This window comes from Fluviicola sp. (assembly GCF_029266855.1).
Classification (GTDB): Bacteria; Bacteroidota; Bacteroidia; order Flavobacteriales_D; family Crocinitomicaceae; genus Fluviicola.
On the sequence record NZ_JAQSWB010000002.1, the window covers coordinates 511,851 to 528,645 of the forward strand.

The 16,795-nt window shown below is 41.6% G+C and carries 15 protein-coding genes and 1 pseudogene; 11 read left to right on the top strand and 5 right to left on the bottom strand.

The window, feature by feature from the left end; translation table 11 throughout:
• Positions 1-597: a DUF4142 domain-containing protein gene (locus K0S23_RS07640; protein ID WP_300355839.1), complete on the bottom strand. Its 597-nt coding sequence runs from the start codon at positions 595-597 to the stop codon at positions 1-3.
• Between the two features lie 537 nt (positions 598-1,134).
• On the opposite strand from K0S23_RS07640, the gene cphA reads away from it, so the two are divergent.
• From cphA to ligD, 6 genes are all read left to right on the top strand, one after another.
• Positions 1,135-3,765, top strand: coding sequence for a cyanophycin synthetase (gene cphA / locus K0S23_RS07645; RefSeq protein ID WP_300355840.1), 2,631 nt, complete (start codon positions 1,135-1,137; stop codon positions 3,763-3,765).
• Positions 3,766-3,782: 17 nt separating this feature from the next.
• A complete protein-coding gene (locus tag K0S23_RS07650; protein WP_300355841.1) occupies positions 3,783-4,646 on the top strand; it encodes a cyanophycinase in 864 nt (287 codons plus the stop codon).
• The gene (locus tag K0S23_RS07655) at positions 4,639-5,538 is read left to right on the top strand and encodes an isoaspartyl peptidase/L-asparaginase family protein (RefSeq protein ID WP_300355842.1); all 900 of its coding nucleotides are present in this window, start codon (positions 4,639-4,641) and stop codon (positions 5,536-5,538) included. The genes K0S23_RS07650 and K0S23_RS07655 overlap by 8 nt, the downstream gene beginning before the upstream one ends.
• Positions 5,539-5,566: 28 nt before the next feature.
• On the top strand, positions 5,567-6,376 hold the full coding sequence (locus K0S23_RS07660; RefSeq protein ID WP_300355843.1) for an SDR family oxidoreductase: 810 nt from the start codon (positions 5,567-5,569) through the stop codon (positions 6,374-6,376).
• Between the two features lie 141 nt (positions 6,377-6,517).
• On the top strand, positions 6,518-7,297 hold the full coding sequence (locus K0S23_RS07665) for a Ku protein (protein WP_300355844.1): 780 nt from the start codon (positions 6,518-6,520) through the stop codon (positions 7,295-7,297).
• Between the two features lie 2 nt (positions 7,298-7,299).
• Positions 7,300-9,918, top strand: a complete 2,619-nt coding sequence (gene ligD / locus K0S23_RS07670; RefSeq protein WP_300355845.1) for a DNA ligase D — start codon at positions 7,300-7,302, stop codon at positions 9,916-9,918.
• 47 nt (positions 9,919-9,965) lie between these two features.
• On the opposite strand, the gene K0S23_RS07675 is transcribed toward ligD, so the two are convergent.
• Positions 9,966-10,445: a hypothetical protein gene (locus tag K0S23_RS07675; RefSeq protein WP_300355846.1), complete on the bottom strand. Its 480-nt coding sequence runs from the start codon at positions 10,443-10,445 to the stop codon at positions 9,966-9,968.
• A gap of 175 nt (positions 10,446-10,620) precedes the next feature.
• The gene (locus K0S23_RS07680) at positions 10,621-12,108 is read right to left on the bottom strand and encodes a T9SS type A sorting domain-containing protein (protein WP_300355847.1); all 1,488 of its coding nucleotides are present in this window, start codon (positions 12,106-12,108) and stop codon (positions 10,621-10,623) included.
• A gap of 515 nt (positions 12,109-12,623) precedes the next feature.
• Here K0S23_RS07680 and K0S23_RS07685 point away from each other — a divergent pair.
• The 3 genes from K0S23_RS07685 (at position 12,624) to K0S23_RS07695 (ending at position 14,177) form a co-directional block, all read left to right on the top strand.
• Entirely contained in the window at positions 12,624-12,776 is a 153-nt protein-coding gene (locus tag K0S23_RS07685) for a lmo0937 family membrane protein (RefSeq protein WP_300355848.1), read from the top strand.
• A gap of 116 nt (positions 12,777-12,892) precedes the next feature.
• Positions 12,893-13,462, top strand: coding sequence for an AraC family transcriptional regulator (locus tag K0S23_RS07690; RefSeq protein WP_300355849.1), 570 nt, complete (start codon positions 12,893-12,895; stop codon positions 13,460-13,462).
• Between the two features lie 145 nt (positions 13,463-13,607).
• A complete protein-coding gene (locus K0S23_RS07695; protein ID WP_300355850.1) occupies positions 13,608-14,177 on the top strand; it encodes an AraC family transcriptional regulator in 570 nt (189 codons plus the stop codon).
• Between the two features lie 157 nt (positions 14,178-14,334).
• Here K0S23_RS07695 and K0S23_RS07700 read toward each other — a convergent pair.
• Both K0S23_RS07700 and K0S23_RS07705 read right to left on the bottom strand, forming a co-directional pair.
• A pseudogene (locus K0S23_RS07700) lies at positions 14,335-14,711 on the bottom strand (GxxExxY protein).
• Positions 14,712-14,988: 277 nt separating this feature from the next.
• Complete coding sequence (locus K0S23_RS07705) at positions 14,989-15,333, bottom strand: hypothetical protein (RefSeq protein ID WP_300355851.1); 345 nt, start codon at positions 15,331-15,333, stop codon at positions 14,989-14,991.
• Positions 15,334-15,666: 333 nt separating this feature from the next.
• Between K0S23_RS07705 and K0S23_RS07710 the strand changes: the two genes are divergently transcribed.
• Positions 15,667-16,200: a ferritin-like domain-containing protein gene (locus tag K0S23_RS07710; RefSeq protein WP_300355852.1), complete on the top strand. Its 534-nt coding sequence runs from the start codon at positions 15,667-15,669 to the stop codon at positions 16,198-16,200.
• Between the two features lie 137 nt (positions 16,201-16,337).
• On the top strand, positions 16,338-16,757 hold the full coding sequence (locus tag K0S23_RS07715) for a YtxH domain-containing protein (protein WP_300355853.1): 420 nt from the start codon (positions 16,338-16,340) through the stop codon (positions 16,755-16,757).
• Positions 16,758-16,795 lie beyond the last annotated feature (38 nt).

A 16,795-nucleotide genomic window follows, 5' to 3' on the forward strand; every position in this document is an offset into this window, starting at 1 on the left:
TTATTTCTTTTGATCTTTGCATTTCTCTTTACATGCTTCGGAATGCTCCAAATGTGTGCGTAAAGATGGAAGCATGGACGATGCGAAATTCCGGATATCAGAATCTTCGGCATTGGAAGAAGCCTTTTCGAATTTACGAATAGCACTTCGGTGTCCTCTGACCATCATACTGCAGTATTCCTTGTCGAAATCCATACCACTTTCTTCTTGTAGATCATCGTATGCATCCTGTCCGTCTTCAGTTAAAACCTCCGGAATTGTAATTGCTTTGTCCGCAGCCAATGCTTTCAAATCAGCTAAAGCCGCTTTGTGTTCGTCTACCATCATTTTACCCAGCGCTTTTGTATCGGCCATCGTACCTTTTTGCTGTGCCAGCTCGCCCAATTTGATCTCTTCCAGGTTGATAGCTGCTGCTTCTACAAGGAAGTTTGCATCCTTTTCTGACTTCCTGTCATCAAAGCGCTCTTCGTTTTGATCTTCTGCAATCTCCTTCGAATCATCCGGATTACCATTATCACAAGCGTGAATAACTAGCAGACTCAGACTTAAGAATCCTAAATAAAGAATACCTCTTTTTGTTGTTCTTACATTTTTCATGATCATTAATTTTTGGTTATAACTAGAATAAATCATACACAATCAAATGTGCTGATATGTGTGTGTTAAGTAAAATTGCAGACGTTTAACAAAAAACGTGTTACACTTTATTTTTGAAAATTTGCACTATTCCCACTTTCATTATTTGCAAGTTCAGATCTATGAGTTGCTAATTGCCAGTGTTTTCAGGCGTTCTACTCAAGATTGAGCCCGGGCAACCGGTGAGGAACGGACAGCTCCTTTTAGCATTTTTTATGGAATTGGCATCGGAAACTACATCCATACCTGATTTATGAAATAAAGAGGGAAGAATATTCATTTAACCTCCGCTACACTGCAGATACGCGCTTGTTTAACAGGAGTTTCCGAGTCTTAAAAATTCCTAATTATAGGATTTATGTAAATCGGTGAAATAATTGTGTAAGAAACTGCCTCTGTCACCACAGTATTTTTACCTACAGAGCTGATAGGACGTGGTATTCAATGAATTGAGCCGCTTTTTAGCTCAAATTTTACACACACTATAATAAATAAACCATGGAAATTAAAAACATACAAGTAATGAGAGGGCCAAATTACTGGTCGAATTACAGGCAGAAACTGATCGTGATGAAACTTGATCTGGGAAAGTACGAAGAGCTTCCAACAGACAAGATCCCGAATTTTTATGAACGAATCATGCGCGCACTTCCGTCTTTATATGAACACAGATGTTCGGAGGGAAAAGAAGGTGGATTATGTGAGAGAATGCAGGAAGGAACCTGGCTTGGACACGTTATTGAGCATGTGGCGCTTGAATTGCAGGTGCTTGCAGGAATGGACTGCGGATATGGGAGAACACGGTCTACCGGAGAATATGGGGTGTATAAAGTGGTTTTTTCTTACTTGTCGGAAGAAGCAGGATTGCACGCAGGAAAAGCTGCAGTGGAATTCGTTGAAGCAATTGCGGAGAAAAAGCCTTATGATATTAAGAGTGTCATTGAAACCCTGAAAGAGATCTGGGCCGACGAAATGCCTGGTCCGAGTACCCAAACGATCCTGGATGAAGCGATCCGGAGAAATATTCCTGTAACACGTTTGGATGACGATTCGCTTTATATGTTGGGTTATGGAAAGAACCAGCAGTTGTTTCGTGCTACGGTAATGGGAACTACTAATAACCTGGCGGTGGAATCCGTAGCATGTAAGTGGTTCACAAAGAACATGCTTCACAAAGCAGGAGTATCGGTTCCGAAAGGTGTAACTGTCAGAAATAAAACGGAATTGGAAGAGGCCATGGAAGAGATCCCATTTCCATGGGTGATCAAACCGATAGACGGAAACCATGGAAGAGGAATTACCGCAAACATCAGAAACAGGGAAGCAGTACTTAAAGCAGCAAACCAGGCATGGAAAGTATCCGATAAGATCATTGTGGAAGAATATGTAGAAGGTTCGGATTACCGTTTCCTGGTAATTAACTACAAACTCATTGCCGTTGCGAAACGCACTCCGGCTTGTGTTACCGGAAACGGAAAATTGACGATACGTGAATTGATCGCTAAAGAAAATGAAAATCCGAAGCGTGGATCAGGACACGAGAAAGTGCTCACTAAAATTAAAATAGATTACGATACGAAAGGTCTTCTTAAAGAAGCGGGATTGACTTTAGATGATGTTTTGCCACTGGGGAAAGAATTACAGCTGAAAAAAACGGCTAATCTTTCAACTGGCGGAACATCTACGGATGTTACGGATAATGTTCATCCTTACAATGTTTTTCTTGCCGAACGCATTGCACGTCTTTTCCAATTGGATGTCTGCGGAATTGATATTATGGCGAAAGATGTAGCTTACCCGGTCCAAAGAGGAAACGGAGCGATTATTGAAGTGAATGCAGGTCCCGGATTCAGAATGCACACACATCCTTCGAACGGCACGGCACGCGATGTCGCAAAACCGGTGATCGATATGCTCTTCCCCAATGGCAGTAACGGAAGAATTCCGATTGTAGCCGTTACGGGAACCAACGGTAAGACAACAACAACCCGCTTAATAGCGCACATCGCACAGAAGTCAGGAAAAAATGTTGGATACACCACAACAGAAGGAATCTATATTAACGGTCATACGATCTTGGAAGGTGATTGCAGTGGTCCGCAAAGTGCACGGACAATTCTTGCCGATCCGATCGTTGATTACGCGGTGCTTGAATGTGCGCGTGGAGGAATTCTCCGCTCAGGATTGGCTTTCAACGAATGTGACATCAGTATTGTTACCAATGTTACTGAAGACCACCTGGGCTTGGGAGATATTCACACCCTTGAAGATCTGGCACAAGTCAAAGAAGTTGTTCCGAGAAGTACTTCGGACGATGGGTATGCAATCTTGAATGCGGATGATGACCTAGTTTACGGGATGCGTAAAGCGGTATCCTCCCATGTGATATTATTCAGTATGGACAGTGCGAATGAGCGGGTTGAGAATCACTGCAACAATGGTGGAATGGCAGTTTTTGTCCAAGACGGATTTTTTGTGGTGAAGAACGGGGAAACCGTGATCAGAATATTGGCTGTTAACCGTGTTCCGATCACTTATGGAGGTAAAGCAGAGTTTATGATCGCTAATGTTTTACCTGCAATTGCTGCCGGAATTGTTTCCGGATTTACAATTGAAGATATCCGAACGGGATTGGCCTCTTTTATTCCTTCTCCTGAAATGACACCGGGAAGAATGAATCTTTTTGAGTTTGCTCATTGCCAACTGATGCTTGATTATGCGCACAATGCTTCCGGTTTTGATGGTATTCAAAAATACATGGAGAATGTTGATGCTTCTTCTAAGATCTGTATTATCGGGGCCACAGGAGATCGCCGGGATATGGATATCCGGAACCTGGGGAAATATGCGGCTTCTATTTTCGATGAGATCATTATCCGTCATGATAAGGATAACAGGGGAAGACCGAATGAGGAAATGACGCAGCTGATCATGGAAGGGATTCATTCTACGAATAAGAATCCGCGCGTGGAAGTGATTTCCGATGAGGCGGCAGCGATCGAGTTTGCAGTTAGACATGCACCACAGGAAGCCTTCATTTTTGTGTGTGCCGATCACGTGAAGCATTCCATTGAGTTGGTAAGAAAACTCCAGGATAAACTGCTTTACTCGATGTCGAAAGTGTCCTAATTTAAAAAATACCACACATGTTAAACAAAGGCAGACTTTTATTAATCGGAGGCGGTGAAGATAAAGGGGAGAACCAGGTTCCCATCGCAGCCCATAACAAACAGTTTGTGCACCTGGAAATTTTAAAAGAATTGGTTTATGAGAAATCAATGGACGGGCGGATCGAAGTAATTACCACTGCAACCGGTGTTCCATTGGAAGTTCAGGCAATTTATGAGAAAGCGTTTAAGAAAGTAGGTTATACAAACGTGGGATTTATGGATATCCAAAGCATATCCGATGCCAAAAATGAGCACTACCTGGAACGGGTGAACAAAGCGGATACTATTCTGTTTTCAGGAGGAGACCAGTTCAAAATAGCGACGATCATCGGTGGTTCGCCAATTGCTGAGGCAATTTCCAGGAGATACCGTCACGATTCGAAATTTACTGTTGCCGGGACAAGTGCCGGGGCAATGGTGATGTCGAAGCTGATGATCCAAAGCGGGGGAACGAATGAGGCGCTGATCGATTATGATCTCCGGATCAGTTCCGGACTGGGTTTGATCCACGATTGTATCATTGATACTCATTTTATCAGTAGGGGCCGTTTTGGAAGACTGGCACATGCGGTCATCACAAATTCCGGTCAGCTTGGTATCGGATTGGGTGAAGACACGGCATTGCTCATACGAAAAGGCCGTAAAGCCAGATGCCTGGGCTCTGGAATGGTAGTCATTATTGATGCCCGGCATATTGAACAGACAAATGTAAGTCATGTGGAAAAAGGTGACCCGATCTATGTGGATAACCTGCGGGTGCATTTGTTGGTGAGGAATTGTGAGTTTAATATTCACACCTGTAAATTAAGTTACACGAATTTTAAGACCGAAGATGAATAAGATCGCAATAGCTATACACGGCGGAGCCGGACAAAACAGCAAATTCATTGAAGCCAATTACAAAGGTTATATGGAAGGACTTAAAACTGCTGTTGAGCACGGACATGAATTACTCATCAATGGAGCTTCGGCTCTTGATGTAGTAGAAGCAACGGTTCGCATCCTGGAAGATAACCCTTTGTTTAATGCAGGCAAAGGTTCTGCTTTAAACAGTGAAGGAATGGTTGAAATGGATGCGGCGATCATGGACGGACATCTGCTTGCTGCAGGAGCCGTTTCAATGGTCACTCAGGTAAAAAATCCGATCTCACTCGCAAGGAAAGTAATGAGCAATACGAAACATGTGCATATTGCCGGATACGGAGCATTAAAACTAGCTGAATTGAATTCACTTGAATTAATGCCGAATGACTATTTCATTGTAGAAAGACAGATCAATGAACTGAAAGAAGAAAAAAGCTACGGACACGGCACAGTCGGATGTGTAGCCTTAGATTCCAGGGGAAATATGGCTTCTGCTACTTCCACCGGCGGATTGTCGAATAGTTTACCGGGACGCGTCGGGGACAGTTGTATGATCGGGGCCGGCTGTTATGCGAATGCTCATTGCGCTTCTTCTTGTACCGGCGACGGTGAATTGATCATTATCAATGTAATTGCACATAAAGTTGCAGCATTGCTGGAGCTAAAAGGAATGCCATTACAGGAAGCCTGCGATTATGTGATCCGGAACCTTGAAAATCCGATCAACGGGGATGTAGGAATGATTAGCGTCGATGTAAATGGAAATATAGGGTTTTCATTCAATTGTGACCGGATGCACCGTGCAAGTATTGATCATACAGGGGAACTGGTGGTAGATATTTATCAAACCGGCCATTCAATGAAATAATTAATTATAACTAATAAAAATAACTGGTATGGAAACAAATCAGACAGTACTTATTACCGGAGCCACCAGTGGAATAGGAAAGGAACTTGCGCTTTTGTTTGCAAAGGAGGGCTACAAGCTGGTTATTGTTGCGCGCAACAAACAAAAACTGGAGGATACAGCAGATTTACTTAAAGAAAATGGTGCTCCACAGGTAACCCCGGTCTCATGTGATCTTTCCGTAGCCGGAAATGCCCAGCGCTTGTATGAAGAGATCCGGGAAAGGAATATTACGGTTAACATACTGGTTAACGATGCAGGAGCAGGAGAACATGGCCCTTTCAAAGAAACATCCCTTGAAGAAGAATTGGCTATCATCCAGCTGAATGTGGCATCGCTTGTGCATTTGACCAAACTGTATATGCGGGAAATGGTCGAACGGAATGAAGGGCGGATTTTACAGCTCGCTTCAATTGCTTCCTACCAGCCCACGCCTTTACTGGCTGTTTATGCGGCAACAAAAGCTTTTGTACTGTCTTTTACCGATGCATTGATCAATGAATTGAAAGATACGAATGTTACCATGACAGCATTGATTCCAGGCCCGACCCATACAGAATTCTTTGTCCGCGCACATGCAGAAAATGTCAAAGCAACTGAAAATATGGAAGAGCCGGATGTTGTTGCAAAGATCGGATTTGAAGCATTGATGAGCGGGAAACCACATGCGATTGCTCCGGGTATGACTTCACAGATCGTGATGAGTTCACTGATGAATAATCAACAGGTAGCAGCAATGGCGCGTAAACAGATGGAGGAAAAAGAAGTTCCCTCGGAAGATGGTTCTACACAAATTTGATATAAATAATATCGTATCCCGATATTCAGAAGGAATTGGAACTGACAGCGGTGATATCGGGTTTAGGTGGAGTTTTCACAATAATTAACCCCGTGACTTTTCGAAATGGATTAACTTGAAGAGTAAACAATACCCTCGCGTATGAAAGCAATCTGGAAAGGGGCGATCAGTTTCGGGCTGGTCAATATTCCCGTAAAATTATACAGTGCAACGCAGCAAAGTTCACTGGACCTGGATATGGTCGATCCGCGCGATATGAGCCACATCAGGTTCAAGCGGATCAATGAAGATACGGGGAAGGAAGTGTCATGGGAACACATTGCCAAAGCCTATAAGCTGAAAGAGCAGTATGTGCTGCTGGAGCCCGAGGATTTTGAAGCTGCCGCCCCGGAGAAAAGCAAGATCATTCAGGTAGACCATTTCGTGGATGAAAGTGATATCGATACGATCTTTTTTGAGAATTCATATTATGTGGAACCTGAAAAGTCGGGAGTCAAGGCTTATGCACTGATGCGGGAAGCACTTGCCAAATCCAAAAAGGTGGGAATAGCGCAATTCGTTTTACGCACGGCAGAAGCATTAACTGTTTTGAAACCCCGCGGAAATGTACTGGTACTGAGTAAGATCCGTTTTGCACAAGAAATCCGCGATACCGACGAATTGAAATTACCGGCAGCTTCGGAAGTAAAACCAGCAGAATTGAAAATGGCTATGGCCCTGATCAAACAATATACAACGCCTTTCAGTATTGATAAGTTCAAAGATGAATACGCAGCATCACTTCTGAAGATCATTAAAGCCAAGGCAAAAGGCAAAAAATCCAAAGTCCCTGCCATGCGGGTTGTTCACAGTAAATCGAAAGACCTGATGGAACAATTAAAGGCCAGTTTGCAGAAAAGTAGTAAATCAAAAGCATCCTGATTATGGCATTGGAACGTTATCGAGAAAAACGAAATTTCGGGGAGACTCCCGAACCTTCGAGCGGAAAGGAAAAATCATCGGCGAAACTCACATTCGTTGTCCAGCGGCACGATGCGTCTCATTTACATTACGATTTCCGCCTGGAAATGGACGGCGTACTAAAAAGCTGGGCAGTTCCCAAAGGCCCGTCGATGAAAGCAGGAGAAAGGCGGCTGGCAGTTCATGTTGAAGATCATCCCTTGGCTTACGGTAAATTTTACGGAGAGATTCCCGAAGGAAATTACGGGGCGGGAATTGTGGATATTTGGGATAATGGAACCTATGTGCCACTTGAACCTGAGAAAGGTAAATCTGACGAAAAGTTATTCCTGCATCAGTATTACAAAGGCGATCTGAAGTTTATACTAAAGGGGAAACACCTGAAAGGAGCTTTTGCATTGGTGCGTATGAATGACGGTACGGATAAGAACTGGCTCCTGATCAAGAAATCCGACGAGTACGCCGTAAAAAGCTATAATATTGCTTCAATCGACCCGATTAAGCCTTATCATAAAAAGAAACCCGCTGCATCAAAGAATCAAAAATCAGAAGCGCCGAAAAAGAAAGAAACGAAGGATAATCTTGGCCTGGAAACAGAAGCGGAACCGGATCTTCCGAAGACAGCGATCAATCAGGCCTGGATTAAACTCAAAAAACCGATGCTCGCAACACTGGCTGAATCTCACAATGATCATCCGGATTGGTTGTATGAACCCAAGTACGACGGATATCGTGCGATTACAAAGATCAGTGGGGGAAAGGTGGAGATCGTTTCGCGCAACGGGAATTCATTTAATAAGCAATACGAAAGCCTGATCCCCGAATTGGAAAAGTTCGAGGACGACCTGATCCTGGACGGTGAAATCGTGATCGAAGACAAAAAGGGAATCAGTAATTTTCAATTGCTCCAGAACTACATCAAGACACGCAATGGCATTTTGCGTTATTATGTATTCGATATTTTGTACCTCAACGGATATCCTGTCACACAGCTGCCACTAATCCAGCGAAAGGAACTTCTGGATGCTGTTTTTGCAAAAGTAAAACTCACCAACGTGCAGCCGTCACCGCTTGTAGCGGAACACGGTAAGGAATTGATGGGACGCCTCACAAAACTGGGATATGAAGGAGTAATAGCCAAGGAGAGCAATAGCCCGTATTTTCCGGGTTTGCGTTCCGATTCCTGGCTGAAGCTTAAAACCCGTCAATCACTGGAGGCCATTATCTGCGGGTACACCGCTCCTCAAAACAGCAGGAAATTCTTCGGTTCATTGATCCTTGGAATTCACGACAAAGGAAAGTTGGTGTACATCGGCAATTGTGGAACAGGATTTACCGAAACCTCTTTAAGGGAACTGCACGAGCAATTTGAGAAACTGAAAACGGCAAAAAGTCCCTTTGATGTGACGCTGAAAATGACTCGTCAAAAAGGAAAACCGACATGGATGAAACCGGAATTGGTTTGCAATGTGGAATTTGCTAATTGGACAGATGATAAACATTTACGCGTTCCTGTTTTTATGGGACTGAGAATAGATAAAAAAGCAGTGGAAGTGATGAAAAATAACGATACAAAACCCGATTCCAAACCGAGGATGGAAAAAACGAAGACGGAGGAAACCGGCCGTGCAGCTAAAAAAGCCTCTTCCAAAATCCAGAAATACGAAGAGAATGATACAGAACTGAAGATCAATGGCAAAGTGCTGAAGATCACCAACAGGAATAAAGTATATTTCCCGGAAAGTGATATAACGAAAGGTGAGATCATCGATTATTACCGTAAGATCAGCAAGTTTATACTTCCTTATCTGAAAAACCGTCCCGAATCACTCAACCGCCACCCGAATGGAATTACGAAATCCGGTTTCTATCAAAAAGATATGGATACCACGCAGATCCCCGAATGGGTTCGCACCGAAAAACAATATTCGAAATCGAACGCCGAATATTTGGATTACCTCATCTGCGACAACGAAGCCACTTTGGTTTATATGGCGAACCTGGGTTGTATTGAGATCAATCCGTGGCACAGTACATATGACAAACCTGATTACCCGGATTACATGATCATGGACCTGGATCCCGGTGAGATCGGGTTTAAAGAAGTGGTCAGAACGGCTTTGAAGATCCGGGATGTCTGCACCGAAATCGGGATCACTACATTTTGTAAAACCAGTGGAGCAACGGGACTGCATGTATATATTCCCCTGAAAAAACGGTATACCTACGACGAGATCAAACTCTTCGGGGAATTGCTCGCAACCGCAGTTCAGCAGCAACTTCCCGACACTACGAGTATTGAACGCACTGTTTCAAAACGGACAGATAAGATCTACATTGACTTCCTTCAAAACCGCAAGGGACAAACCATCGCAGCAGCCTACAGTGTTCGACCGAAGCCTGGGGCCACCGTTTCCACCCCGCTAGAATGGACGGAAGTCAACGAACGCCTGGATCCGAAGGCTTTCACTATCTACACCATCTTTGATCGCCTGGAAGAAAAAGGAGATCTCTGGAAAGGTGTTTTAGGCAAAGGGGCCGATATTGGGAAAGCATTGGAGAGGTTGGAAGGGATGATTTAATTCAAATGCTAAACAGGAAGTTTATTTCGTTTTCAAATATCTAAAGATCAGTGTCTTGAAGTTCCAAGATGTTTCCCTTCAATAATGCGTTCTACGTGTTCGATTTCTTCTTCTGTTCCGTTGTAGAGCATGAGGAAACGGCCTTCTTTCAGATGCTGTTCGTAGGAAATGTGGTCTTCCTTTACGCCCAATTCTACAAGGATCGTTGTCAATCCCCCAGTAACGACACCAAGCTGGAGACCTGCAAGTGCACCTACAACTGCTCCGGCTCCGAATAAAACTCCCAGGCCGGGAATAGCAAACATACCGACTCCGGTGAGCAGGCCAAGTGTAGTACCTAGCACCGTACCGACAGCAACAGGTGCTGCAACTATAGCATTGTTGGATTTTACGTGGATGTTATCGTCGATCACTTCTGCGTGACCAACGAGTGAAACCTTTGACATATCCACACCGCTTTCGCGAAGTGCTTCCAGTGCTTTCAAGGCCTCATCATGTGAATCGAAGACGGAAATACTTTTTTTCATGACGTTCAAAATTAATCGCTTACACCTTGTAATTTACGCCAATTTGAGATGGGGAAGGGATAATGTTTGTTAAAGAGTATTCGCCTCTGTGGGGTTGGAGATTCGGAGCTTATTTAAAAAATAAAGCGCAGGATATTTCATCCTGCGCAGTGATTTAATTTAGATGAGCCGGATTTTAATGGATAAGGAGTTTTCCGGTTCCGGAGCTGTTCTTCCCCGATGCTTTGTAAATGTAAAGACCTGGAGTTGCGGATAAATCAATGTCGACCGTTTTACTTGCCGGGGCCGATTCAAAGATAATTGCTCCAAGCTGGTCGTATATGGTGATCTTTTCAATCGTTTCCGAAGCTGATATCTGAATTTTTCCATTGGATGGATTCGGCCAGGCCGATAAACCTGCAAATTCCTGTCCTTCATTCAAACTCAGTGTTTCCGGTGAGATTTTCACCATATATGCGTCACCGTATGCAGAGATCCAGCCATTGCTTTCTGCAATGTAATTCCCTTTTCCAACTACCAATACCTGGTTGTCAGAAGTGGAAATACAGGCCAGTCCCCAGCAATGTGAGCCTGTGTAAATAGAACCGTTGTAAAATGGTCCGACCTGGTTCATTGTGTAGGCATTCAGGATCTGTCCGTTATCATTTATGCAAAACAGTGCCATTTGACCGACATTCTGAGGATCTCCCAGTGCATCGTCGAAATTCTGGTCGATCTCCCCTGCAGCCACAAAACCGTTTGCGAAAGGAACAAGATCATCGCAGAAACCGAAATTAATGTCGCTGCCGTTATGCGTATCGAGATATGAAATCGACAAGCTGTCACCGTCGGACCCTGCAACACGGATAACCGTAGGAACAACTTTACCGTTGTGAGTGAATCCGGCAGCAACCAGGTAATCTCCGGCGCCGTTTTTCACTAAACCTACTTTTTGGTCACGCCAAAGTGAATTGCGCACATACTTCTTTGTCCAGTGAACAGTTCCGTCAGATGCTGCCAGTTTTGTTACGGCCAGATCATACATCCAAAATGGCGCACCACAGTATCCGCTCATTACAACATCAGATCCATCCCGGATAATGGATGTCACGGCAATCACTTCACCTGCATAATCATGTGACCAACTGGCAGTTAGATTTCCGGGGGTAAAACGTTTCACGATAGAAGCTGAGCCCTGAGTGTAAGATAAAATGTAATCTCCGTCCGGAAGCTGGGTATGGGCTAAATAAATATAATTTGATGCCGGCCCCATCGGTCCGTAGAATTTGGAAAGTGTGTCTCCATTCGTTTCGTCGAGTTTTACAAAAGTAAGCCGCCCGTAACCGGTTGCGAAAACACCATACAGATCATTATTATTGTCGCGGTATAACTTGGAAAGGTTATCAAAATTCCCATAGGTTGGTCCGTAATAACGTGTCCAGAGTGAATCTCCGTTTGCATTCACTTTAGCCAAATAGGCCATGCGTGGTGCTTTTTCGGCAATTCCCCCGATGAGGTAGCCGCCATCGGATGTTTCAATGGTTGTTTTCGCCGTTTCAACCGTATTGTTGATGGCATAATCCGAATAAATATATTCTTTCTCCCATTGTATTTGAGCAAAAGAAATGGTGCTTACTGTAATGGTGAGCAGCGTGTTGAGTAAGTATTGTACTGGTTTTTTCATAGCTGTAAATGAACTGATTACACTTGCAAAGTTGACATGATTTGAAGTTCCATGCAATACATCAAATGATGTATTTACCGGAAATAAGAGAAATGAGTTTTTGAAACTAGCACACAATACAGGAAGTTATGGATTTATAAGGGAAACAAAGAGATAAAGCACTGTATCTTATTGCGAATATCAACAATTGAAGCGTTTTTATGTTCATATTTTCACAATTCTAAAAAATATGTAAATCGCCTGGCATAATTTATAAGAGCTCCATACTTAGCACTTCTAAATTTGATAATACAAAATGTGAAATAAAATTTTGAAAATGTGGATAACCTTATGGTAAATCGAGTACGTTAGGTAAAGGGGGTGAAAACCCCCTTTTAAAGAGTCTCCAAAAAAAATGAAGTTTATGTAAGTAATAGAATGTCAGTCTCTCTTATTCCTTTTTTAAGAGTATTAATTGTTTGAATAATTGATTACCGGGATTTAAAGTTTAGGATTCACCATTAAAAAGAATGATTATGAGAGTAGTAATAAGCACATTAGCACTTATAGTAGGCATGGGTTGGTCCGTCGCATATTTCAGATTTGATGCCGGAGGGGCGTTTCATCTGACCCTCGTCGTTGCGTTGGCAGCTTTGGCAACACAATGGCTTCCCAGCAGTAAACCATAATTGCGAGAATAATGTAACATCTTAACGCTTGAGCCTCAAAATTCAAAATGATTGAATAATTTGAAAAAATTGTAAATTATTTTAACTTCGACTGGATTTTTAGAGATAAATAAATTTTGAGAGTTTATATTAAGTACATGGTCAGCCATCGCTGTAAAGAGAAGATAGAAAAAGAGCTTACAGCATTAGGTCTTATGGCATCTGAAATTGACCAGGGTATTTTAGAATTCGAAGAGGAATTAACGGCAGGGCAACGCTTTCAACTAAAAGAGGGCCTTTTGGAATTGGGGTACGAAGTTGTAGATGTATTTGACAGTATATTATTGGATCATATTTCAGAATCAATCACAGAATTGATTTATAAGAATCCTCGAATGCCGAGAGAAAATTATCCGGCATATCTGACAAAAAAAATAGGGTTCAATTATTCGCGAGTTGTGAATTTGTTTTTGCAGGTTTATGAGATTGATTTATCTCAATACATAGATATACAACATGTTGAACGGGTAAAAGAAATAATTTTATATGAAAATTGGACGATACAGGAGATAGCAGCAGCATTTCAATACAAAAATGTGGCTGAACTTACAAGATTGTTTAAAAAGGTTACAGGCTTGACACCATCTTATTATGAAGAAATAAAGAAAATACGCCTGGATTTCCGGAACAAAATGAATCCGGATTAGTTAACCTTTTAATCTACAAAACTACAATGCAACCAATGCAATTCGGTTTAAGTTGCCTAACGATTAAAAAACGATGCGAAAGAGAAACAGATTTGACTTATTTCCTAGTTAACATTTATTAATTGTTGTTAAACACGTTTTAATTTTGAGACTGTATATCAAATACATGGTAAGTCTTCGCTGCAAGATGGTAGTGAAAGCTGAGTTTGAAAAACTAGGTCTGCCCTGTGTGATCGTAGATTTAGGAATTGTAGAAACTGTGGATGAAATCACCAACGAGGAAAGGGAGATCCTGAGAAAGAATTTATCTAAATCAGGATTGGAACTCCTGGACGATAAAAAAAACATGTTGGTGGTAAAAGTCAAAGACACGATTAATGAAATGATCTATTACTCGGAGGAAGTACCGAATGTTAACTATTCGGACTATCTCAGTGAGAAATTGGGATATGATTACACCTATCTTTCCAATGTGTTTTCCGAAGCAAAGGGGATGACCATTCAACAATTTATCATAATCAATAAGATCAAACGGGTAAAGGAACTTCTACTTGATGACCAGCTAAGCCTTACGGATATTTCTTACAGGTTAAATTACAGCAGCGTATCTCACTTATCTAATCAATTCAAGAAAATTACCGGGTTTACTCCTTCCGTTTACAAACAGATGATGAATAAAAATGACCGGCATTTAGGAAATCAAGAGCCTGAATAAAACTTACGTATTTCTTTGCCAAGCTGGTAGATATAATATAAACAGGTTTTTATTGGTTGTTACCTGTGTAATAAGCTGTATTTGATTTCTTATCCCACAGACGAGCACGGATGAGCACTGAGGATGTGTGTTCATCATGCAGTATAAGTTAGATTCACTAATAATCATTGAGTTTTCGAAAAATGTTTGCTTTTAAGTAGTCTGTATTGAAATTAACTAATATTCCAAGGCGTATTCCAGATAGCTTCAAATAAGAGATTAGTTGTTTGTGATGTACATTTTTTAATGTTTCCACGGATTTGATTTCTATGATTATCTGGTCCTCCACTAATAGTCTATACGGTAAGCGTCTTCCCAAATAACATCTTTATAATTTAAAGAAAGTTTCACTTGTGCCTTAACGTTTAGTCCTCTGGTCTCTAATTCATGCTTTAATGCAAATTCGTAAGAGGATTCAAGAAGACCCGGCCCCAATGCAAAATAAACTTCGTAGATAGCTGAACGAATTTGATAGCTGATTTCATTTTCTGTCATAATTAAAGTTCGGATGAAGAAAATCCAAATCCAATAGGAGGATAGGTTTTATTCCTCGTTTTATTTCTTTATTTTCTATAGGGTATTCCGAGAATAATAAGGTGTTTTCCTTTGATACCTATGAAACCAATTTTCACTTCTGTGTTCCTCCGTGGGATATAATAAGTTTTAGTTGTTACCTGTGTAATAAGCTGTATTTGATTTCTTATCCCACAGACGAGCATGGATGAGCACAGAAGATGTGGTTATTTCTGTTTACCGATTCGAAATCGGTAAGTTACCTTCCGAAGGTATAAATCAATAAAAAGATGAAACCGCTAACAGCGAGCAACCCATGAAAAATCGCCAGGCTTTTCGGCAGGGACCTTCCCGTAATGTCGCGTGCAAAAAGAACAATTCCTCCTAAGGCTGTAATAATAAAAAGCACTACTATTTGAACCGTATCAGCACCGGATTTGACCATATCGACAATTAAGAGGATAAGTGCCGTTGCCGCAAACAGACCATGAGTAATTGCTGCAACTCTGGGTACCTGCCTTTTCTGTAAAACAAGAGATAACATGTAAAGTCCGATCAGTGCCGCCAGAGAAAAAAGCCCGATCGCTGTGTAAATTAATTCCATAATCGTTTTTATTAATTGCTGGTATTGAGGACCGTAAAACCGGTTTTTATTTCTTCCTATCTAATTTAAGGAAAATCGTTGGCATTTTTTTGATTTGGAAATTTTTATATAAAACCGGGAATCCCATGTTTACCCTATAGTATTGAATTTGCTTACTAATCCTTAACAAATATTATAAAATGAAGGTTAGGAATGATTACAAGCTTATATACGCGATCACTAATTCTAACAATTGTAAGAATTATGCAAATCGACACGAAGATTGTGTAAGATATTTTCGTGTTCGGATTCTTAATTTTCAACTAGAATTCAGACGCAAAAAATATAAATATTATGGCAACTAAAACAACAAATCAAAACGGAGGGGCATCAAGAGAGTCCGGGTTAAGAGAATTGTTCCTTGACGAATTAAAAGACATCTACTGGGCGGAAAAGGCATTGGTAAAGGCATTGCCTAAAATGGCAAAAAAAGCCACAAGCAGTGAGCTTGTAGCTGCAATAGAAGATCATCTTTCAGTAACGGAAACTCACGTTGAACGCTTGGAGCAGGTTTTTGATACGCTTGGGGAAAAAGCGGCAGCAAAAAAGTGTGAGGCGATGGACGGACTGATTACCGAAGCTGAAGACCTGATGAAGGAGATCGAAGATGGAGTTGTAAGAGATGCCGCAATCATTTCAGCTGCTCAAAAAGTAGAGCACTATGAAATTGCAAGCTACGGAACATTGGTTGCTTTCGCTAATACCCTGGGAGAATCTGAGGCAGCCGAACTGCTGGAGGAAACTTTAGATGAAGAGAAAGAAGCTGATCAGCTTTTAACTGAAATCGCTATGTCGTCCATTAACCTGGACGCGGCAAGTGAAGAATAAAATTATCAGCTAATTATTGATAATGAGTTACACAGCAAAGGGGGAGTTTAAAAAGTTCCCCCTTTAATATAACAAGCTACTTGCAATTCAATTCCCATAATACTGAACCTATTTAAGTTCATTCAAAATTTAAAGAGATGAAAGCAGAGAAAGATAAGTCGACAACGACGAAAACGGAAAAAGATAGACCAACAGCGACCAGAACAGCAAAAGGTCAGTCGACAGGGATGAAGTCAGCGAAAGATAAATCCACAGAGATGAGAATAGAAAATGATAAGTCCAATGTGATAAAAGCAGAAAATAATAAATCCACAGGAACAAGAACAGAAAATAATAAATCTGCAGAGATGAAAACAGAAAAAGATAATTCGACTAACGACAACAATTCCGGAGGCTTTTCAAAAGTTGCGTCAGCATTCGTTACAGGTGCTGCTGCCGGATTGACAGTTGGAGTTTTAATCGCATCGGAAAAAGGAGGTAAAATAAGAGAAGCCATTATGAACTTACTCAATGAATTCAATGAACAATTAGAGGAGAAACAAAATGGCAATTCGTGATGTTGTACACGGTTGAGACGGGTTTTTTAACAGTCGGA